We start from the raw sequence: 21,383 nt of genomic DNA on the forward strand, positions 1-21,383 counted from the left end.
AATGAAATGTTATTTACGCCACCATATAATTTCACTAGAATACAATTAAGGAAGCGCTTCCGGAGGTGAACCAATGATTTTAAGTAATCGAGAACAGCTACTGTTGCAATTGCTATTAGAACAAAAGGAGTTTCGCCCTGCCTCTTTTTTTCAAAAGCAGTTAAATGTATCCCAAAAAACAGTTTATAACAATTTAACGACTTTAGAAAAGAAACTAAAAGATTCGGGACTAGCTATCAAAAAAGTACCAAGAAAAGGAATCTTTTTATCTGGTTCTGAATCAGCGAAACAGAATGGATATCGATTGTTAGCAAAAAAAGAGACTAAACTCGAACTATTTTCACCTAATTATCGTAAAATCTTTATTTTCGCTAACTATCTGTTTTCAGTAAAGCCAATGCACTATCAGGAATTCTCTGAATATTTTTATATTAGCAACCAGTCAATAAAGAAAGATGTTGATGAAATCGTTGCTTTCTGTCGATTCCATCACGTATCTACAAAAATGACTACTAGCGGACTCAAACTAACCTCAGTTGAATCTGCTACTCAAAACGTATTCAAATCTTTTTTAGAGCAGTATACCGACGCCAAAGCCAGTGAAAATCTTTTGGTCAACAATCTCTTTGACTCTAAGGTACTCGATTTAACGAAGAAATTTGTCTCAGATATGACTCAAACAATCGGCCATCCAGTCAATAATTATTCTATTGAATCCTTGAAGCTTTCATTGCGAATTTTTCTTTCAAGACTTCTTATAGATAAACACATTGAAAAACAAGAGCATCTAGTATTTGACGAACTTAGACGAATGAAATTCTATATGATCGCGGTTGATTTTTCTGAAATGATCCAACACCAACTACCTGTTCAATTTAGTGATACAGATATTCAATATGTATGTTCCCTGTTATTAGCACACGGTATCGAACCTTTTGGACAAATGGATGAGCCTCACGAATCTACTATCACAAATTGTACGAAACAAATTATTCAAAAAATGTCACATATGTTAAACGCAGATCTGACACAAGATAAATTATTACTGCAAACATTATTGGCTCATATCGTTCCCATGATCCATCGATCAAAGACAGGAATTTTATTGAAAAACCCACTGATAAAAAGTATCAAAAAACAATACTCAACAATGTATACATTGACCAAATATGCAATTGGAGATTTAGAGGAGCGTTTTCAAATCTTATTAACAGAAGACGAAGTTTCTTTTCTGACGATCCATTTTCAGTTAGCCTTTGAAAAGATAAAAATTACTAACCATATACTAATTGTTTGCCAATCAGGTTTTGCTACATCGGAGTTGATTTTTAACCGTATCAAACAGACGATCGCTGCTGATACCGTATTGGAGATCATTCCTTTAAGTAAACTGGCCAGTACATCTCTTGAGACTGTTGATCTGATCATATCAACTATTCCATTGGACATTACAGCACCGCCAGTTATTTATATTTCGCCGCTTCCTACTACCGAAGAAATAGGAAGAATCTCAGCAAAGATATCTAATCTTAATGAGAATGAGAAAAATTTTTACTCAAAAAAATACCAGAAAACGACTTTATTACAAAAATATTTAGATCCTACTTTCCTTTTTGTCAAAAAAAAGTTTCGAACAAAAAAAGATGTACTGGATTTTTTAGCAGATGATTATCTGAAAAAAAAGCTTGTTACAACAAAATTTAAGCATTCTCTATTTGAACGAGAGGAACTAGGAAGCACTGGCTTAAAGACGGGAGTAGCCATTCCACATGCTGATCCACATACAGTGAAAGAAACAAAACTTGCTTTTCTCACCCTCGATGCGCCAATTACTTGGGGAGACACAAAAATCCAACTAATTGTTTTGCTTGCGATTGCTGAAGAAAACATGATCGAGGCAAAAGAGTTGATCGCTTCGATTTACGGATTGTTTAACTCAGCCGAAGAAATTCAATGGATCGTTAATAGTCAAACGCAAGAAGAACTGTATCAAAGATTGTTAAGAGGAGGAAATTGATCATGTTTTTTGATCACCAAATCGTGTTACTTGAAAAAGATTCTAAAACAAAAGAGGAAGCTTTTCGACTATTAGCAGACGAACTCATCAAAACTCATTGTGTAAATGATCAGTTCTATCAAAATATCGTACAGCGAGAAGAAACCTTTCCTACAGGTTTAAAAATTAACGGCATTGGGGTAGCGATCCCACACACGGACAGCAAATTTGTTTTACGATCCCAAGTCGCTTTTATGTCACTTGCCTCTCCCCTTTCATTTATTGAAATGGGTTCACAAGAAAAGAAAATCGATGTATCCCTGTTGTTCATGCTTGCACTGAAGGAACCACATGAGCAATTGGGTATGCTGCAAAATCTTATCTCTATGTTTCAAACACCCGGGGTTTTGGAAGCCCTATCCTCAGTAACGACTAAAGAAGCGTATCTTTCGATTATTGAAAAAAATGGACTGCAATAAAAAGGAGGAACAATTATGTTAAATGCATTACAGTGGTTCGTTGATCTAGGTTCAATCGTTGTTTTGCCGATTTTAATTTTTATTTTTGGAATAATTTTGGGGACAAAACCTAGCAAAGCCTTTACTTCAGCCTTAACTGTTGGTGTTGGGTTTGTTGGATTGAATTTGGTGATTGACCTTCTAAGCAGCAGTTTGGGTCCCGCAGCACAGCATATGGTTGAACGTTTAGGATTAAATTTGACAACGATTGATGTCGGATGGCCTGCCGCAGCGGCAATTTCTTACGGGACGATTTTAGGAAGTCTTGCGATTCCGATTGGTGTGGTCCTAAATGTTCTACTCATCATTTTAGGGCTGACTAAAGTATTGAATGTAGATATTTGGAATATTTGGCACGCAGCCTTCATCTCTTCTCTGATTTATGCCCTCACTGGAGATTTTGCAATGGGAATCGCGGCGACCGTCATCTATTTGATGATGATTCTTTTAATGGGAGATATTTTAGGTCCGATCATTAATAAGTTCTACGGATTTCCTAATATTACTTTTCCTCATGGTACCGCCGCACCAGGATTCATCTTTGCACTACCGATGAATTGGCTCTTTGATCGTATTCCAGGACTAAAAGATTGGAAAGCAGATCCAGAAACCATTCAGAAAAAATTTGGTGTCTTTGGCGACTCTACTGTTATGGGCTTTTTGATTGGTCTTATCATGGGAATACTTGCCGGATATGACACAGCAGGGGTCGGCCAATTAGCCGTCCAAACAGGCGCTGTGATGGTTTTGATGCCCAAAATGGTGGCTTTACTGATGGAAGGTCTAACGCCTATTTCTGAATCTGCAAATGAATTCGTCAAAAAACGGTTTCCTGGAAGAGAGCTTTACATCGGTATGGATGCAGCATTATCGGTTGGTCATCCAGCTGTCCTTTCTTCCTCATTGCTTTTAGTTCCGATCACTATTTTGTTAGCCGTAGTTCTACCTGGCAATACGACCTTGCCTTTTGGTGATTTAGCAACTATTCCCTTTCTGATTTGCTTGATGGCTGCTGTTTTTGGAGGAAACATCATTCGAACAGTAATTGCTGGAACGATTTATATGGTAAGCATTCTATATATTACTTCGTGGGCAGCACCGCTTGTCACTACTGCTGCTCGATCCGCAAACTTTGATCTACAAGGAAACTCTATGATCACTGCTATGGCTGAAGGTGGTTTATGGACCACATTCCTTTATGTCGGCTTAACCAAAATATTAAGCTGGGGCGGTTTAGCCATAATTGGCATCTCTGTTTTGTTTGGATTGATTTATGTAAATAAAATTCGTCCCAAGAAACAAACATCGAAATAATAGGAGGAAATGATAATGAAAAAATTACTGATTATGTGTGGTACAGGTGTTGCAACTTCAACAATTGTAACAAATAAAGTAAAAGAATGGCTGAAAGAAAAAGGATTAACTGATCAAGTGAAACTGTATCAATCCAAAGTGGCAGATGAGATGAATAAAATTGATAACTATGACATCGTGGTGAGTACAACGGTTGTTCCAGACTCAATCAAAGATCGTGTAATTATGGGGCTACCGCTCTTAACAGGGATTGGTACAGAAGAGATGTACGCGGAAATCGAAAAGAAAATCAAAGAGTAAGGAGAATGCCCTATGTTGGTCACAACAAAAGAACTATTCGCACATGCAGAAAAACACAACTATGCATTACCCGCAGCAAATTTTTTCGACTTAACTAGTGCAAGAACATACGCGGAAACTGCTGAAAGTTTGAACAAACCTTTGATATTGGCCTTCGCTCAATCCCATATGAACATGTTGACTTTAGAAGAGGCTGCCATGATTGGAAAATTTTTAGCAAAAAAAAGCACTACACCTATCGCTCTGCACCTAGATCACGGTACCGATGAAGAGGTCATCAAAAGAGCCATTCATTTAGGTTTTACTTCCGTAATGATCGACGCTTCTGAGGAGTCATTCGAAGAAAATGTCCGTCGGTCAAAGGAGATCGCCGATTACGCTCATAAAAATGGTGTCGTTGTTGAAGCGGAAATCGGGCACGTTGGGTCGGAAAACAGTCTGGAATCAGCCCTAAATAGTCAATCTATTTACACAGAACCTTCTGAGGCTGTTGCATTTGCCAAATTAACCGGTGTTGATTCGTTGGCAGTTTCTATTGGCACCTCTCACGGACATTATCAAGGGATACCCAAAATAAATTTTGACGTTTTAAATGAAATACACCATGCCGTCAATGTTCCTCTTGTTCTGCATGGCGGATCCTCTTCTGGCGATGAAAACCTTGAAAAATGTGCCTTAGAAGGTATCCGTAAAATAAATATTTTTACGGACTTCGTCACTGCTGCTATGAATGAAATTCACAAAAATCAACCAAATGACTATTTCGATCTACTTCACTCAGCAAGCAATGGAATGTCCAAGACACTCGAGCACTATTTTAAAGTCTTTCATGCCAAATCTTATCGTGAAGGAGAAAGCTAATGAAAAAAAGAACTTTAAGAACGCCATTCTTTGTCGTCAATCCCAAAGCCTATCTTTATGGAAAACAAGCATTGGCATTGGCAAAAGCTGCTGATGAGTTGTCGTCTTTATATGACATCGACATTCTATTTACTGTGCAGCAAGCAGACGTTTCTCTAATTAAACAAGCAACAACACATTTATTCATCACTGTTCAACATTTAGACGGAATCGAAATCGGTCGAGGAATGGGTTATGTTTTACCCGAAGCAGTGGCAGAAGCCGGTGCTGAAGCTACCTTTTTAAACCATGCTGAACACCCCATGACATTGCAAGAACTGACTAAAGCGATGCAACGCTCAAATGAATTGGGAATTTTAACAATTGTTTGTGCGAATTCATTGACTGAAGCAAGAGCCGCAGCTTCCCTAAAACCCGATGTGATGGTTTGCGAGCCAACAGAACTAATTGGAACAGGACAAACCAGTGATCTTCAATACATGACGGAAACAAATCGTGTTGTTCGTGAAATTGATCCAGAAATCCTAATTCTGCAGGCAGCTGGTATATCTAGTGCTGTCGATGTTGAAAAAGCTTTGTCGTCAGGGGCTGATGGCACTGGTGGGACAAGCGGCATTGTGCAAGCAGAAGATCCAGTTCAAACCCTTACAGAAATGATCAAACAAGCGGTGAAGTATAAAAAGGAGGATTAACACTGTGAAATTTTTAAAAGAGCAACTGACGTTAACTTCTAACGGGAATCGAGTGTCTTACCACAACATCACAGAAGAAGTGAAAACGATGGTTGAAAAAAGTGGAATTTCAAATGGAATCTGTCTCGTACAGTCTCCTCATACGACCTGTTCGGTTATCTTTGAAGAATACATGCATGATACAGACTTTAACGGAGATGAATTTCTTCAAGTTGATTTAAACCGAATTCTCGATAAGATTATTCCTCGTGAGTTATCAGAAAATACCGATTACCGTTATCCTGGACCAAAGCATTTAGAATTTTTGATGAGTCTGGACGATCCAAACTACCCAACAGATCCAGCAACGATTTTAAACGGCGATGCACATATTCGCTCGAGTTTTTTCGGTGCAAGCGAAAGCTTTATTTTAAGTAACGGCAAGCTAGAGATCGGTTCCGTAGGCTATATCTATTTTGTTGATTTCGATCAAAATCGTGTGCGAAATAGGACATGCCATGTAATGCTAATGGGCGAATAAAAACAGTTACCGGGTAAACCAGAAAAAATTGAGATTACTTATCGCATGCAAAAGAAAAACCATGAATCCTCTAAAAGAAGATTCATGGTTTTTCATTTCTTATGCCAGCTGCAGGATTCGAACCTGTGACCTACGCGTTACGAGTGCGTTGCTCTACCAACTGAGCTAAGCTGGCGTTGTATGGCACAAAGAAAATTATATGCAAAAACGGTTGTTTTGTAAAGAGGTCTGCTGAAAAAAATCTACTTACTGAAATTTTCCGAAAATTGTGATATAATAGAAGTATCAAGGAGGTTTTTACATGGCAACATTTGGTAAATTCGAAACAACAATTGTCCCGTCACAAGAAGGTTCAACGTTTGAGGTCGCTACTCCTGTCATGTTCACGTTCCATGGGAAGAAACAAACTGGTACCATCACAAAGCAGTTGAAAAACTCTGCGGTGGTCGAGCTGAACGAAACCCCAGAAAACCAGAAATTAGTTTCGCAAAGTAATGGTGTATTGATCATCAATTACAAACAATTAACCAAACTATAACCCGTTTAATGCAAGGAGAAAATCAGTTGATTTTCTCCTTTTTTCATTGTCTGATTTTATGAAAAGCTAAAAAAAGCCATGGATAACCGATCAAACCGTTTTGGCTGTCGATCTTCTTCCATGGCATCATTGACGAGGCAAAACTTCAGTTGCCTTTGTCTTATTTGTATTGATTTATTTTGTACCGAATAGACGGTCACCGGCATCGCCCAAACCAGGAACGATATAGCCGTGTTCATTTAGGCGTTCATCAAGATTTGCAGTATAGATGTCAACATCTGGATGGGCATCTTGCAATGCTTTCACGCCTTCTGGTGCAGCAACTAAGCAGACGAATTTCATGTTTGAAGCGCCGCGTTTTTTCAGTGCGTCGATCGCCATGATCGCTGAACCGCCCGTAGCTAACATTGGGTCAACGATAAATAATTGACGTTCATCGATATCTTCAGGTAATTTTACGAAGTATTCGTGTGGTTCTAGCGTTTCTTCATCACGGTACATCCCGATATGACCAACTTTTGCGGCTGGGATCAATTCAAGGATACCATCAACCATGCCTAGACCTGCACGCAGGATCGGAATGATCGCTACCTTTTTACCAGATAGTGTTTTTTGTGTTGATTCTTCAATTGGTGTTTCAATCACTAGATCTTCAAGCGGCATGTCGCGAGACACTTCATACGCCATCAACATTGCGATTTCATTAACAACTTCACGGAAAACCTTTGTTCCACAGTTCTTGTCGCGGATCATTGTTAATTTGTGTTGGATCAGCGGGTGATCGATTACTTGAAATTTACCCATTTAAAAAAATCTCCTTTGGTTTTTCTCTTATTTTAAAGCAAATCGGCTCTTGTTACAACCATCTGCCACAGGCAATACTGCTTTTCCTCAAAAAAAGGATTGTGTTAGAAGGAAGGAGACAAGACGGCATGAAACACGCCTCTGCGTTCATTCTAGCCCCTTTTTCACTTTCGGTGATCAAAGAGCTGTAGCGCAGGAAAAACGCGTGAGACGTCTTGTCTGACCTTAACTTCTGTCACAGTCCCCTTTTATTTATTTTTATAAAGTGGATAGTTGTCCGTCAATTCTTTGACTTGCGCCGTGACTTCTGCCAAAACGGCTTCATCATTTGGTTTTTCTAAAACTTTGACGATCAATTTCGCCACTTCGACACAATCTTCTTCTTTAAAGCCGCGACTAGTGATCGCTGGTGTCCCCACGCGAATTCCACTCGTTTTGAAAGGACTTAATGATTCGAAAGGAATCGAGTTTTTATTGACGGTGATATTGACTTGATCCAGCAAAGCTTCTGCTTCTTTGCCGTTCAAATCAAAGCCGCGCACATCGATCAATAATAGGTGATTGTCTGTTGCACCAGAGACCAAGCGGGCTTGTGGTGCTTGGTTGAAGACTTTCGCCATTGCTTGTGCATTGCGGATGACTTGCTCAGAGTACTCTTTGAACGACTCATCTTGTGCTTCTTTAAAAGCAACAGCTTTCGCTGCGATCACGTGCTCTAATGGGCCGCCTTGGATACCAGGGAAAACGGCACTATTGATTTTTTTCGCTAAGTCTTCATCATTTGTTAAAATCAAGCCGCCTCGAGGGCCGCGTAATGTTTTATGGGTCGTAGAAGTCGTGATGTCCGCATAAGGAACTGGGTTTGGATGAAGACCAGCCGCCACTAAACCAGCGATATGCGCCATATCCACCATCAATTTTGCGCCGACTTCATCAGCGATTTCACGGAACTTCGCAAAATCGATCGTACGTGAGTAAGCACTGGCACCGGCAACGATCAGTTTCGGTTGATGCTTACGCGCCAAAATACGAACGACATTGTAGTCGATGACTTCTGTTGCAGGATCAACACCATAACTAACAAAATTATAGGTCTTGCCGCTGAAATTCACTGGTGAGCCATGAGTCAAATGACCGCCTGCGGAAAGATCCATCCCTAATACTGTATCGCCTGTTTCGATCAACGCTAAATAAGCTGCTGTGTTGGCTTGAGAACCAGAATGCGGTTGAACATTGGCATATGCCGCACCGAAAATACTTTTCGCCCGTTCAATTGCTAAGTTTTCTACCACATCAACAAATTCACAACCGCCATAGTAACGACGACCTGGATAACCCTCAGCGTATTTATTTGTCAAAATACTACCTTGCGCAGCCATTACACCTTCTGAAACGATATTTTCAGACGCAATCAATTCCAAATTGTTTTGTTGACGATTCGTTTCTTTTTCGATCGCTTGCCACAATTCGGGATCAAACGTTTGATAATCCATGCTTACAACACCCCTTTACCTTAATGGTAGCATTGTATCACATTTCTTCATAAGCTACCTATAATGAATTCTGGTTTTTTGCTAATTTTCTTGAAAGAAACTTTGATTTGCAGCTTTTTTCAATCGATTCATATAAGCAGCCCCTAAGCCGCTTTCTGGAAACGTGGGTGCAAATAAGACATCTAACTCAGCAATCGATTCATCTAACGCCCGTAAACCAGCAAACAGCCCTTTTGTCGCGGCTTCCACACTGTCATCAAAAAATAAATAGATGGCTGCAGCTTCAAAGCGGACTTGCTCGGCGATCGTTGGTCCAGCTAAAACCCCTACCTTAAACTGCTGTTCTTTTGCCCAAGCCATGGCTGCCGGCCAATCTTGGTCATTGACCATCAGAACGTTGGTATTCGGTGCATAGTGCTTGTATTTCATGCCCGGCGCTTTGGGCACTTCACTTTCTGTTACTAAGTGCTGATCGACGAGGACTTTTGTTTGTAAAACTGCTTCAAGCTGTTCTTTAGAGATCGCACCAGGACGTAAGATGATCGGCGGCGCCGTTGGGTCACTCAAATCTAAGACCGTTGATTCGACACCGATCTGCGTCACCCCATCATCCAAGATGCCAGCGATTTTGCCTGCCAGATCATGCTGAACATGTGCAGCTGATGTTGGGCTTGGTTTACCAGATGTATTCGCGCTAGGACCAACCAATGGCTGCTGGGCTTGTTTGATCAACGCTAACGTCTTGGTATTGTTTGGCATCCGAAAAGCCGCTGTGGATAAGCCGCCAGTAACAATGCTAGGTAAACTGTCTTTTTTGATCGAAAAGATCAAGGTTAAGGGCCCAGGCCAGAAAGTTTCCATCAATTTATCAGCAAAAGGATGCTTGTTATCCACAAACGGTTCCAACTGCTCTGGCTCGGCAATATGAACGATCAAAGGGTTGTCACTAGGTCGCCCTTTGACTTGATATACTTGCGCAACAGCCGTGGGCAAAAGCGCGCTAGCCCCTAGTCCATAGACGGTTTCCGTCGGGAACGCCACCAATCCGCCCTCAGCTAAAATAGCTGCGGCTTCGTTCAACTGTGTTTGATCAAAAATTTTTGTTTCCACAATTTATCCACATCCTTTTTTGAGAAGTTTCCACACTTATCAACATTTTCTCGTTTCTTTTCCACATTTTGTGGATAAGTCGTTTGTCAAGTGTGGATAACCCTGTTTATAACTCGGTTTATTTAGAAGTCGTTCATTTCATAAGGTTTTTGCAATTTTTCTGTAGCAAAAAAAATTTATTTATCCACATCTTGTGGATGACTGACGAACACCATCCGGTCTTGACCCGCCAGATCTTTTACTACGGTGACTTCTTTGTTGGGAAAAGCGGCTGCAAAAAGCTGTTGAACAGCTAACCCTTGCTGAAAGCCGATTTCTAGCGCCATTTGCCCGTTAGGCGCCAAACAATTCGGTGCTTGCTGTGCCAATTGCTTATAGATCGCCAATCCTTGTTCTTGAGCAAAAAGCGCCATTTTAGGCTCTTTTTCTCTTACGCTGATATCCATCAGCGGCCACTCTTCAGCGCTGATATACGGCGGGTTGGAAACGATCAGATCCCATTGCTGATCTGCCACGGGTTCTAAGGTATCTCCTTGGAAAAAGCGGATCTCTGCGTCTAAGGTTGCCGCATTTTTTTTAGCAACGGCTAATGCCTCTGCTGAAAGATCCAAGGCACTTACGGCCCACTGGGGACGTGCTAATTTCAAGGCAATGGCGATTGCTCCAGTACCTGTGCCGATGTCTACGACTCGCAGCGGCTGATCTGCTGGTAATTTTGCCAAACACTTTTCCACCAGCTCTTCGGTTTCTGGACGCGGGATCAAGGTTGCAGGGGTCACTTTTAAGCGATGCCCATAAAATTCTTCATACCCTAATAAATATTGCGGTGGTTCATGCTGCAACAGCTGTTCAAGATCTGCTGCGATCTGTGCCTCATCTTCCCTTAAGATGGGTTGGTCCATCTGCAGCAGCCAATCGAGTTGCTGCCAGTTTTTTCGCTGTAAAAACAGGTATTGGATCGCATACCCGTCCAGCCCTTTCGTTTCTAAAAAAGAAGAAGCCCGTGAAAGGACTTCTCGATAGGTTTTAGCCATTTTGCATCTCATCTAATTTTGATGTTTGATCGTAAACGATCAGTGCATCAACAATTTCATCGAGTTTTCCAGCTAAAATTTGATCCAATTTTTGAATAGTCAACCCGATACGGTGATCTGTTACGCGGTTTTGCGGGAAGTTATAGGTGCGAATCCGTTCAGAACGATCGCCGGTACCCACTGCTGATTTACGGTTTGCATCGTATTCACTTTGTGCTTCTTGCTGCATTTGGTCATAGACCCGTGCCCGCAAGACTTTCATCGCTTTCTCACGGTTTTTCAGCTGTGAACGCTCATCTTGCATCGCAACAGCGATCCCTGTTGGCAAGTGCGTCAGACGAACAGCAGAAGCTGTTTTGTTGACGTGCTGACCACCAGCACCAGAGGCATGGTAAATATCGGTCCGAATATCTTTGTCTGCGATATCGATTTCGACTTCTTCAGCTTCGGGCATAACCACGACCGTTGCCGTAGACGTATGGATTCGGCCTTGTGATTCGGTAGACGGTACCCGCTGCACTCGGTGGGCGCCGCTCTCATATTTCAATTTTGAAAAGACGTTGTCGCCAGTGATCATCATGATGACTTCTTTGTACCCACCGATCCCAGTGACGTTGGCATCCATGACTTCGACTTTCCAGCCTTGGTTTTCCGCATATTTTTGATACATATTGAAAAGATCGCCAGCAAATAAGGCTGCTTCATCGCCGCCTGCTGCACCACGGATCTCCATGATGATGTTTTTGTCATCATTCGGATCTTTTGGCAATAACAAGATTTTGATGCGTTCTTCTAAAACATCTTTTTCTTTTTTCAAGTCAGAGAGTTCTTCTTTGGCCATCTCTGCCATTTCCGCATCAAGGTTTTCCCCAAGCATTTCTTCGGTATCCTTGATTCCCTCAACAACTTCTTTGTAACGACGGTAGACTTCCACCGTTTCCCGTGTATTGGCTTCCTCTTTTGAAAGCTGCATGAAGCGTTTGGTGTCAGAGATCACGGCTGGATCACTTAGTAATTCGCCTAATTCTTCGTAGCGGTCTTCGATTGCTTGTAACTGATCGTACATTGATTATTCTCCTTCTTTTTTCATTCCCGGGTGAAAGTAATGTTTGCGGCAAACAGGATAATACGCTTCGTTACCGCCGATTTGTACTTGGTCGCCCTCGTAAACGGGTTTTCCGTCGATATAGTGCAAGTTCATGGTTGCTTTTTTATGACAGAACCAGCAGATGGTTTTCATCTCTTCGATTTTATCTGCGTAAAGCAGCAAGTATTTTGAGCCTTCAAATAATTCATTGCGGAAATCATTTTTCAAACCAAAGGCCATCACAGGGATTCCTAGCTCATCCACGATTTTGGTGAAAGCCAGCACGTGATGCTTCTTTAGGAACTGTGCTTCGTCGATCAAAATACAATAAGGTTTATAACCGAGGTCTTTGATCAAATGGAACAGATCCGTTTCATCAAAAATCGGGATCGCGTCTCGTTCTAAGCCGATGCGGCTCGAAACATTTCCCACACCGCTTCTGGTGTCCAATCCACTTGTCATGATCACGACTGGTTTGTCTTGTTCTTCATAGTTGTGAGCAACTTTCAATATCTCGATCGTTTTCCCACTATTCATTGCGCCATATTTAAAAAAAAGCTGTGCCATCTCGCCCATCCTTCCTCATACTCCTTTGGTATTATACTTGAAAAAGGAGAATTTTTACAGACTTAAATTCGACACCTGCCGCCTTTTACGCAAGAGTTTTACGAAAAATTAACGGATTTTTTGCCGCCGCCATCTCTTACTCGTTTCTGGCTTTTTGAGCAACTTCTGCCAATACTTGACAAGCCAGCGAATATTCTGGATTTTCATTCCCATTGATATCCGTTGCAATGATCACAAAACCAAGCTGCTGATACAGCGTGATTGCTGCGTGGCTCCAGGTTTGCGTATGAAGATACATCGGTTCGTTGGCTGCCTCCAAGACAGAAACGACTTGCGTGACCAAGCCGCGAGCGATCCCTTGACGTTGAGCTTGCGGCATTACTGCTACCCAATGGACTAGTGGAACCGGTGTGCCGTCTTGCTTGGCTTTTTTCCAAGCGGTAGCCGTACCGACCGGTGTACCTGATTGATCAAGGGCAAAAAACATTCGTTGGCCTAGCTGTGCTTGCTCGGGCATAAATTCCTTTTCAAAATACGCCAATGCCTCTGCCTCATTGTCAAACTCTCCGACGGATGTTTCAATCCGTGCCCAGTGCCTTTCGTCTCCTGCTTGGTAGCTGCGTAATGAATAGTTATCGGATTGAACAGGCTGGATCGGTGTCCTTTTGTGCGCTCGTTTCATCCAGATTTCTGCATATGGAATTGATTTATCTAACATTGGTTGTGCCTCTCTTTCATTGTTTTTTTCCTTGTTCAAAGGTTTATTTGAGAATCAATTTGGAGTCAATCATGTAATTTCTTTACTAGAAAAATTTCTGTTAGCTGATTTTGCGTATGGGCGATTCTCCCAATTTCATCATAGCCCAATCGCTGATAAAAATCTGGCGCTTGAAAATCAAAGGTTGCCGTCTGACAATTTTCACAGCTAATGCTTTCAACTGCTGTTCAAGAGCAGTAAGAATCTGCTTACCATACCCTTTCCCCCGCTCGGATGCTTTGACCCACAGGGTGTCAAGATAACCGATGTGATACATCGAGGCATAGGCAATGCCACCAGCAATCACCATCCCCTCTTTTTTGATTACACAACTGAAGCTCTGATAGGTTTCTGTTTGCGTAAATGGTTTTTGGTGCTTTGTATACGCTGTTAACGCTGATTCTAAAGCAGCCAATTCTTGCTCGTTTCCTTGTTCAATGACTAGCGCCACAGTCAATCCCGCCTTCTTATTTCTTCATAGTCAGCCATGATATGATTGACCGTTTCTGCTATCGTTTGCCCTTCTTTAATCAGCCTTTCCTTTAAAGACTCCTGCGGGAAAAGCAAGTCACGCTCAAGCCACCATTCACGCATGTTCTCCTCGGAAAAATGGTCTCGCTGCATTCGGGTCTGATGTCTTTTGACCGTTTCCTCAAAAGAAAGATCAAAATAATAAACGAGATTACTTTCGGGAAAGAGTTGAATCAGAAAGTCGAGAAAGTCTTGGTATTTTTCACGAGAATAAATTCCTTCAACAAGTACCAATGGCACTTTCCCCTTCGCATACAAGACGGCTTCTTTCATCAAACCGATTGCTAAATTATTGGGGCTATCTTTGACACAAAAAATTTCTCTGCGAAAAACATCTTGTGAAATCAACACTGCTTTCTCACCGAAAATGTGTTGAACAGCTCTGGCAATAGTGGTTTTGCCGCTGCCAGAATTACCTCGAAGTAAAATCAAAATACTTTCCATGCAAACTTCCTTTCTTCATTGCCCTGTTTTCTAAGCATATCTCTTGTTTTTCTCTACTAGAAGCATACCATAGAAGCAAAGGAGGAATACCTATGAAAGATACGGCAATTTTTGCTGGCGGTTGTTTTTGGTGCATGGTGAAACCTTTTGACTCGCAGCCAGGCATCCTCAAAGTGGTTTCTGGCTTTACTGGCGGCCATGTGCCTAACCCAACCTACCAACAAGTAACGACAGGAACCACCGGTCACACCGAAGCAGTTGAGATCACCTTTGATCCTGAGGTCATCTCTTATGAAGAATTGGTTGCCATCTATTGGCAGCAGACAGACCCCACGGATGCGTTTGGTCAGTTTGCCGACCGTGGTGATTCCTATCGTCCAGTGATTTTTTACAATAGTGAAGAACAAAAAGCGATTGCGGAAAAATCAAAGGCGCAGTTGCAAGCTAGCGGCCGCTTTGACCGTCCGATCGTAACGAAGATCGAACCAGCAGAACCTTTTTATCCTGCAGAAGACTATCATCAAGATTTTTACAAAAAAAATGCAGCCCATTACAATGCTTATAGCGAAGGCTCCGGTCGAGCTGGCTTTATTCGCCAAAACTGGTCCTAACATTTTTGGAGCATGCCTCCCGATTCATCATTAACAGCCGATTTGCTCTCAAGGCAGATCGGCTGTTTTCTGTTTCTTTTGCCAAAAGGAAATTGACAGTCAGGGCATTTTCGCGATACACTGATTAGAAAATTCTGACGATTATAAAGGAGTGTTTGTTTGATGTTAGCCAATGAAGTCCGTCCAGGTCCTAATCGGTATATTACTGGCGATGGGGTCTTAGCTGATTTGCCAGAGTATTTAAGTGAGTTCCAAGAAGTTGCCGTGATCACTGGGGAGCAGTCATTCGATGTGTTTTCAGCCTATTACCCCCATTCATTTGACTACCCGATCTACCGCTACGATGGATCATCGAGTTATGAAAATGCACAAGCCTTAGCTGAGGCGATCCAGCAAGCGGATGCCGTAGTGGCAATCGGCGGCGGCAAGGTCGCTGATACAGCAAAAATCACCGCCCAAATCCTTGGCGCAGAATTGATCGTGATCCCTACATTGGTTTCTAACTGTGCACCCTTTACCCCTGTGATCGTCGCCTATTACCCTGATCATACGATTTGTAAAATCGACTATGCCAAAAAAGGTGCCTACATGACGATCGTCGACACCCGTTTTTTACTAGCCACACCCGTTGATTACTTTATCGCTGGGATCGCTGATACGTTAGCCAAATATTATGAAATGGAAGCCATCGTCCGCAACATGGCAGAAGACGACAAGACTGCCTTAGTACGGCTAGGTTTCCAAAGTGCTCTTTTGATCAAAAACTTGCTGATTGCCGATGCGATCCAAGCCGTCAAAGACTTAGAAGTCGGGCAGCTGACCCCCGCCTTTGCCCGCATCACCGATGCGATCATTGCTTTGGCAGGCGAAGTTGGCGGTTTTGCAGTCGAATTTGGCCGCACATCTGGTGCGCATGCGCTGCACGACGGCTTGTCTTATTTGAGTGAGACCCATACCGTCTTGCACGGCAACAAAGTCGCCTACTGCATTTGGGTCCAGCTTGCCTATACCAATGATTTTGATGTGATTGAAGAATTACGGCCATTTTACGAAGCTTTGCACTTGCCAATGAAGCTGAAGGATCTCCACGTGACACGCCTTGATCGGGATTACTTCGCCTCGGTTCTGGCCTATGCTGTCAAAGAAGAAGAAACCTTTATTTTGATCGATCCTGCGATCACACCCGAAAAAGTCTATCAGGCGATCGAAGCGGTGGAGGCGCTGTAAACCGTACACATTGCTAAACAACTTTATATCAAAAAAACTGTTTCCCTAATACATTTCGGAAACAGTTTTTTTATTTGATCAAACAGACACGCAGTAGCGATCCTGGCTGCGCATATTCTTAGCGGGCGACAGCAACTGGCGCATTGCCCATCACTGCACGACTTCACCCAGCAGCCCGTTTTCTAAGCAGTAATGATAAATGCCTTCCTCGGCTACGTGACCGATCACTTCATCGGCGATTGCTTTTAACTCATCCGAAGCATTGGCCATTGCGAGACCCCAGCCGACTGCCTCCAGCATCTCAATGTCATTGTTGCCATCGCCAAAGGCAATGGCTTCAGATTTATCCAAGCCATAGTAAGCCAGCATTTTGGCAATGCCGCTTCCTTTCCCACTGCTGGCTGGAATAATATCGACTGCGCGATCCCACCAGGCGGTGATTTTCGCCTCCGTGGTATTTGCCATCACTTTGGCGTAGTCTTCTTTCCCTGAGCCTAGCATCACTTGAAAAATGTCTTGCTGTTGGATCACCTCATCAAAATCTTCTGCCACGATCACTTCTTGGTGGGCAAAGGAAAAATACTCAACTAAATCAGCATCTTTGCCATTGGCAACCGTTCGGTCCTTCGTAGCGATCGCTACTGGACGCTTGAGTGCCGTCGCATTTTCAATGATTTGCTGAACATCTTTTTTAGGAATGGGGTTTTGGTGGATCCCCTCGGCTTGATTAAAACAATACGATCCGTTAAAGGTCAAAAACGCATCGAAGGTTACGCCTTCAAATTGCGGCAACGCGATGGGACTTCTGCCAGTCGCAATGCACAACAGGATTCCTTGCTTCTTCAAGGCTTTTAATGTGGCTAACATTCTTTCAGAGATTTGCTTTTTGCTCATATCGATCAGTGTGCCATCAACATCGAAAAAAATAATTTTTACGTCTTTCATGATACTCCCCATTTCCGTCTCGATTGTCAAAAAATTTGATGCGCTTTTTTGTCCGCTTTCTCGCTATTGTTCCATGCGGATCGTCGCTGCTATCTTTTTCTTCTTTTATCTTCTCATAAATTGCCAGCATTTTCTTCTGAAATCGTGAAATCCTTACTGATTTGCTTCGAGTTTTTAAGTTTCTTAAGCAATCAAGCTGCCGCAAGAACCACAGCCTGATCGTGTCCTCTAACCCAACGATACTTTCCAAAAGCTTTTCCTTGCACAATTTCTGCTCCCATGAATTCTATCCTGCTTTCTTTCAAATCTACTTGGTTCTTTGGTATACTGGGGATAGTTTATTTAGTGAGGGGTTTTTTGTAATGAACTTTACCCGCTTTGCCCGCTTGACGCAGCGCAGGAGCAAGACGTTTATTTCCCAGAACGTGTCTTCAATCCAAGTGATTGTTTTTTATTATATCGTGATGACGGTGGTCTCTTTGGGGCTTTTTTCACTCCCCTTCTTTCGAGAACCCGGCTCTCATGTCGCGTTTATCGATCTGTTCTTTATGGCGGTCAGCACGGTCAGTGTCACTGGGCTGACTACTTTTCCGATCAATGACGTGTTTAACGACCACGGGGTCATCTTATTGGAAGTCCTCTTTCAAGTCGGCGGTTTAGGGATCATGATGATCTCGACCTTTTTTGCGATCGTCTCACGGCGCAAAATCAGTTTAAAGCAGCGCCAGTTGATCATGACGGATATGAATCAGCCAAAGCTTAGTGGGATCGTTCGGATGATTCGAACGACGTTTACAATCATCTTGCTTTGTCAGGTGGTAGCAGGCACGATCTTTGCTGTTTATTTTCATCTTTACGGCTATTATGACAATTGGCGAGATGCGATCTTTTATGGATTTTATCAAGCGATCTCTGCTGTGACCAACTCAGGGTTTGATGTGACGGGCAATTCCATCTTGCCGTTTTCCCATGATTATTTCTTCCTGACGTGTATCATGATTTTGATTTTTATCGGGGGGATCGGATTTCCAGTAATTATGGACTTTCGGGAATGGGTCCTTTTTAAAATGAAAAAACAACGCCGCCGCTTGCCGTTTCGCTTTTCATTATTCACAAAAATTGCTGTTTTGGCTTTCGTGATCCTCTTTGTCGGCGGTACATTAGCGATCTTTTTCCTTGAGAAAGATTATTTGTTCAAAGATTACAGCTTTAGCGGTATGTGGATGAACAGCATGTTTTATTCCATGACAACGCGGAATGCTGGCCTGCAGATCCATGACTTAGGCAACTTTCAAACCACGACGTTGATCGTTTTCTCCTTGCTGATGTTTATTGGTTGTAGTCCCAGCTCTGTTGGCGGGGGGATTCGGACGACGACCATTGCCATCATTGGGCTGTACCTCTATGCCTTCTTGAAAAGTGAGGACAATATCAATATCTTCGGTCGCCGCATCGATCAAGATGACGTCCGCAAATCAGTGGTAGTCTTCATGCTTTCGATGGGTATGTGCTTCTTTTGTGTCTTATTCTTGACCGCCATCGAGGATATCCCTTTGATCGCCATCATTGTTGAAGTTTCCTCGGCATTTGGAACCACAGGGCTTTCTTTAGGAATCACGGGCGATTTATCAACCATCGGCAAACTCGTGATTGCTCTTTTGATGTTTATCGGCCGTGTCGGTATGCTGTACACCTTGATGTTATTCGTACCAAAAGAAACACGTGACTTAGGCTACGAGTACCCAACGGAAAAAATCATTATCGGTTAAAGCAGCAGCAAACCTGGCAGAAGGTTTGCTGTTTTGCTTTTCAAGCCTTTGATCATCGCAAGTAAAAGAGCCATTTATCAGAATGGTCTTTGCAGAAATTTAAAGAATCGCAAAAGCAATTTAACCTTTTTCTTGGTATATGGTATGATAAATTGAATTTGCACAATGAAAGCATTCGCTCTAATGGAGGGTTACATTATGGGAATACGAAGTCATCTGGCTGTTTCAGTCGGTAAGACCTCTCAATGGGTATTAAAGAACTTTTTCAAAGGCGGCTCAAGCCTGCCTGGTAAATTAGCATTAAAAGTTGATCCACATATATTAGATCATTTGGCGAAAGATTACCAAGTCGTCGTGATCACAGGCACCAACGGCAAAACATTGACGACTGCCTTGACTGTCAATATTTTGCGCCAAGAATTTGATGAAGTATTGACGAACCCCACCGGCGCCAATATGGTCCAAGGGATCGTTTCAACCTTTCTATCAGCACGCCCTAAAAAAGGCAAAAAATTTGCGGTTTTAGAAATCGATGAAGCCAGTCTCAGCAAAGTAACGAAGTACATCAAACCGGAATTGTTCGTTTTCACTAATATTTTCCGCGATCAAATGGACCGTTATGGCGAGATCTATACGACCTATAAAATGATCGTTGAAGGTGCCGCAAACTCACCAGAAGCTACGATCCTCTGCAATGGGGATTCGCCACTGTTCAATTCGGTAGCAACTGTCAATCCGCGGAAATACTATGGATTTGATCATTTGCCAGATGAAGAGCAGATGGCCCATTACAATACGGATGGCGTGTTATGTCCTGAGTGTCATCACATTTTACACTATAAAATGATCACCTATGCCAATCTTGGAAAATACTACTGCCCAAATTGCGGCTTCCATCGACCAGAATTGGATTATAAACTGACGGAAATGACCGCAATGGACAACACCTCTGCTGATTTTGTGATCGATGGCAATGACTATCGCATCGAAGTTGGTGGGATGTACAATGTCTACAATGCGCTGGCGGCAACTGCGGTTGCGGAATATTATGGCGTAGCACCTGCAAAAATCAAATCTGGTTTGGCCTATGACGAAAAAGTCTTTGGTCGTCAAGAAGTGATCCGCATTGGGGACAAAGAATGTACGTTAGTCTTAGTTAAAAACCCTGTTGGTTTGAACCAAGTCATCGATATGATCGGCCTGTCGCCCTATCCTTTCTCGCTAGTCAGCTTGTTGAATGCCAACTACGCAGATGGGATCGACGTCAGCTGGATTTGGGATGGCGACCATGAAGCGTTTGCCGATATGGGGATTCCTCAAGTGATCGCTGGTGGTGATCGTCACAAAGATATGGCGTTGCGGCTAAAAGTTGCGGGGATCCCTGAAGAAAAAATCATTGAAACCCCTGAACTTGATGACGTCATCAAGCAAATTGCAGACTTACCAACAGAAAAAGTCTATATTTTAGCGACTTACACTGCAGTCTTGCAGCTACGCAAAAAGCTTGCGGAAAAAGGCTATATCAAAGGAGGAATGAGTCGTGACTAAGTATCAACTGAATGTTGCCCACTTGTATGGAAATCTTTTGAATACTTATGGCGACAACGGCAATCTCTTGATGCTGCGCTACGTGGCCGAAAAACTAGGCGTGACCTTCAACGCAGAAGTCGTCAGCATTCACGAGCCCTTCGATCCTGAAAAATATGATCTCGTCTTCTTCGGTGGCGGACAAGATTTTGAACAAGTGATCGTTTCACAAGATATCCAATCAAAAAAAGAAGCCCTGACCAGCTATATCGAAAATGATGGCGTCATGCTGGCGATCTGCGGCGGCTATCAATTACTGGGTCATTACTACATCGGTGCCAACGACGAGAAAATCAATGGGATCGGTGCCTTGGATCATTACACCTTAAGCCAAGAAAACAATCGGTTCATCGGTGACATCGTGATCCACAATGAAGAATTCGATGAGACCTATTATGGCTTTGAAAACCATAATGGCCGTACTTTCTTAGGTAAAGGGGAAAAACCATTGGGGAAAGTCATCCAAGGACAAGGAAACAATGGCGAAGACCAAACCGAAGGCGTGGTTTACCGCAATGTGTTCGGCTCTTACTTCCACGGACCGCTCCTTGCAAGAAATGAGCATTTGGCAGAGCGCTTGATCCGCACCGCCCTTGCCAATCGTTATGGCAACGTCGAAATTTAAATACACGTACGTAGCAAACAAACCTGTTTTTCGCAGGTTTGTTTTTTTATGGG

Annotated in this window: 23 protein-coding genes and 1 tRNA gene; 13 read left to right on the top strand and 11 right to left on the bottom strand. The window is 42.6% G+C overall.

Annotated elements, in window-relative coordinates:
* Window positions 1-73 precede the first annotated feature (73 nt).
* From IGJ44_RS14875 to IGJ44_RS14905, 7 genes are read left to right on the top strand one after another with little or no spacing between them, the layout of a single operon-like run.
* A complete protein-coding gene (locus tag IGJ44_RS14875; protein ID WP_074536137.1) occupies window positions 74-2,017 on the top strand; it encodes a BglG family transcription antiterminator in 1,944 nt (647 codons plus the stop codon).
* A gap of 2 nt (window positions 2,018-2,019) precedes the next feature.
* Entirely contained in the window at window positions 2,020-2,475 is a 456-nt protein-coding gene (locus tag IGJ44_RS14880) for a PTS sugar transporter subunit IIA (protein ID WP_005233600.1), read from the top strand.
* Window positions 2,476-2,490: 15 nt separating this feature from the next.
* A complete protein-coding gene (locus tag IGJ44_RS14885; protein WP_074536139.1) occupies window positions 2,491-3,828 on the top strand; it encodes a PTS galactitol transporter subunit IIC in 1,338 nt (445 codons plus the stop codon).
* A gap of 15 nt (window positions 3,829-3,843) precedes the next feature.
* Window positions 3,844-4,128 (top strand): PTS sugar transporter subunit IIB, encoded by a 285-nt coding sequence (locus tag IGJ44_RS14890; RefSeq protein WP_015510443.1) that lies wholly within the window; start codon window positions 3,844-3,846, stop codon window positions 4,126-4,128.
* A 12-nt stretch (window positions 4,129-4,140) separates the two neighbouring features.
* Window positions 4,141-4,989: a class II fructose-bisphosphate aldolase gene (locus IGJ44_RS14895; protein ID WP_074536141.1), complete on the top strand. Its 849-nt coding sequence runs from the start codon at window positions 4,141-4,143 to the stop codon at window positions 4,987-4,989.
* Window positions 4,989-5,681, top strand: a complete 693-nt coding sequence (locus tag IGJ44_RS14900; protein WP_015510444.1) for a triose-phosphate isomerase — start codon at window positions 4,989-4,991, stop codon at window positions 5,679-5,681. The genes IGJ44_RS14895 and IGJ44_RS14900 overlap by 1 nt, the downstream gene beginning before the upstream one ends.
* Before the next feature lie 4 nt (window positions 5,682-5,685).
* A complete protein-coding gene (locus tag IGJ44_RS14905; protein ID WP_005227898.1) occupies window positions 5,686-6,201 on the top strand; it encodes a YjbQ family protein in 516 nt (171 codons plus the stop codon).
* Window positions 6,202-6,303: 102 nt separating this feature from the next.
* On the opposite strand, the gene IGJ44_RS14910 is transcribed toward IGJ44_RS14905, so the two are convergent.
* Window positions 6,304-6,376, bottom strand: a tRNA-Thr gene (locus tag IGJ44_RS14910).
* 126 nt (window positions 6,377-6,502) lie between these two features.
* Between IGJ44_RS14910 and IGJ44_RS14915 the strand changes: the two genes are divergently transcribed.
* Window positions 6,503-6,739, top strand: a complete 237-nt coding sequence (locus IGJ44_RS14915; protein WP_005227896.1) for a hypothetical protein — start codon at window positions 6,503-6,505, stop codon at window positions 6,737-6,739.
* A 174-nt stretch (window positions 6,740-6,913) separates the two neighbouring features.
* On the opposite strand, the gene upp is transcribed toward IGJ44_RS14915, so the two are convergent.
* The 9 genes from upp to IGJ44_RS14960 form a co-directional block, all read right to left on the bottom strand.
* Window positions 6,914-7,543, bottom strand: coding sequence for a uracil phosphoribosyltransferase (gene upp / locus IGJ44_RS14920; RefSeq protein WP_005227894.1), 630 nt, complete (start codon window positions 7,541-7,543; stop codon window positions 6,914-6,916).
* Between the two features lie 248 nt (window positions 7,544-7,791).
* The gene (gene glyA / locus IGJ44_RS14925) at window positions 7,792-9,036 is read right to left on the bottom strand and encodes a serine hydroxymethyltransferase (protein ID WP_005227890.1); all 1,245 of its coding nucleotides are present in this window, start codon (window positions 9,034-9,036) and stop codon (window positions 7,792-7,794) included.
* Between the two features lie 81 nt (window positions 9,037-9,117).
* Window positions 9,118-10,146 carry an L-threonylcarbamoyladenylate synthase gene (locus tag IGJ44_RS14930; protein WP_349707984.1) on the bottom strand — a complete coding sequence of 343 codons (1,029 nt, stop codon included), beginning with the start codon at window positions 10,144-10,146 and terminating at the stop codon, window positions 9,118-9,120.
* Between the two features lie 176 nt (window positions 10,147-10,322).
* On the bottom strand, window positions 10,323-11,180 hold the full coding sequence (gene prmC, locus IGJ44_RS14935) for a peptide chain release factor N(5)-glutamine methyltransferase (protein WP_167827308.1): 858 nt from the start codon (window positions 11,178-11,180) through the stop codon (window positions 10,323-10,325).
* On the bottom strand, window positions 11,173-12,246 hold the full coding sequence (gene prfA, locus IGJ44_RS14940; RefSeq protein WP_005227884.1) for a peptide chain release factor 1: 1,074 nt from the start codon (window positions 12,244-12,246) through the stop codon (window positions 11,173-11,175). The genes prmC and prfA overlap by 8 nt, the downstream gene beginning before the upstream one ends.
* Window positions 12,247-12,249: 3 nt before the next feature.
* Window positions 12,250-12,834 carry a thymidine kinase gene (locus IGJ44_RS14945; protein WP_005227882.1) on the bottom strand — a complete coding sequence of 195 codons (585 nt, stop codon included), beginning with the start codon at window positions 12,832-12,834 and terminating at the stop codon, window positions 12,250-12,252.
* Between the two features lie 136 nt (window positions 12,835-12,970).
* Window positions 12,971-13,552: a GNAT family N-acetyltransferase gene (locus IGJ44_RS14950; protein ID WP_430605906.1), complete on the bottom strand. Its 582-nt coding sequence runs from the start codon at window positions 13,550-13,552 to the stop codon at window positions 12,971-12,973.
* 100 nt (window positions 13,553-13,652) lie between these two features.
* A complete protein-coding gene (locus IGJ44_RS14955) occupies window positions 13,653-14,042 on the bottom strand; it encodes a GNAT family N-acetyltransferase (RefSeq protein ID WP_254777455.1) in 390 nt (129 codons plus the stop codon).
* 2 nt (window positions 14,043-14,044) lie between these two features.
* A complete protein-coding gene (locus IGJ44_RS14960) occupies window positions 14,045-14,566 on the bottom strand; it encodes an AAA family ATPase (RefSeq protein WP_074536147.1) in 522 nt (173 codons plus the stop codon).
* A gap of 92 nt (window positions 14,567-14,658) precedes the next feature.
* Here IGJ44_RS14960 and msrA point away from each other — a divergent pair, with 92 nt between their 5' ends.
* Window positions 14,659-15,177 (top strand): peptide-methionine (S)-S-oxide reductase MsrA, encoded by a 519-nt coding sequence (gene msrA, locus IGJ44_RS14965; protein WP_074536149.1) that lies wholly within the window; start codon window positions 14,659-14,661, stop codon window positions 15,175-15,177.
* A 162-nt stretch (window positions 15,178-15,339) separates the two neighbouring features.
* Window positions 15,340-16,404 (top strand): iron-containing alcohol dehydrogenase family protein, encoded by a 1,065-nt coding sequence (locus tag IGJ44_RS14970; protein WP_074536151.1) that lies wholly within the window; start codon window positions 15,340-15,342, stop codon window positions 16,402-16,404.
* A gap of 150 nt (window positions 16,405-16,554) precedes the next feature.
* On the opposite strand, the gene IGJ44_RS14975 is transcribed toward IGJ44_RS14970, so the two are convergent.
* Window positions 16,555-17,349 carry an HAD family hydrolase gene (locus IGJ44_RS14975; RefSeq protein WP_325837316.1) on the bottom strand — a complete coding sequence of 265 codons (795 nt, stop codon included), beginning with the start codon at window positions 17,347-17,349 and terminating at the stop codon, window positions 16,555-16,557.
* Between the two features lie 311 nt (window positions 17,350-17,660).
* On the opposite strand from IGJ44_RS14975, the gene IGJ44_RS14980 reads away from it, so the two are divergent.
* The 3 genes from IGJ44_RS14980 (at window position 17,661) to IGJ44_RS14990 (ending at window position 21,330) form a co-directional block, all read left to right on the top strand.
* Window positions 17,661-19,118 (top strand): TrkH family potassium uptake protein, encoded by a 1,458-nt coding sequence (locus IGJ44_RS14980; protein ID WP_223597487.1) that lies wholly within the window; start codon window positions 17,661-17,663, stop codon window positions 19,116-19,118.
* Between the two features lie 198 nt (window positions 19,119-19,316).
* Window positions 19,317-20,666, top strand: coding sequence for a Mur ligase family protein (locus IGJ44_RS14985; RefSeq protein WP_005227862.1), 1,350 nt, complete (start codon window positions 19,317-19,319; stop codon window positions 20,664-20,666).
* Window positions 20,659-21,330: a type 1 glutamine amidotransferase gene (locus tag IGJ44_RS14990; protein WP_430605909.1), complete on the top strand. Its 672-nt coding sequence runs from the start codon at window positions 20,659-20,661 to the stop codon at window positions 21,328-21,330. Before IGJ44_RS14985 ends, IGJ44_RS14990 begins: the two co-directional genes overlap by 8 nt.
* Window positions 21,331-21,383: the final 53 nt, after the last annotated feature.

The organism is Enterococcus sp. DIV1368d (assembly GCF_050542975.1).
Classification (GTDB): domain Bacteria; phylum Bacillota; class Bacilli; order Lactobacillales; family Enterococcaceae; genus Enterococcus_D; species Enterococcus_D casseliflavus.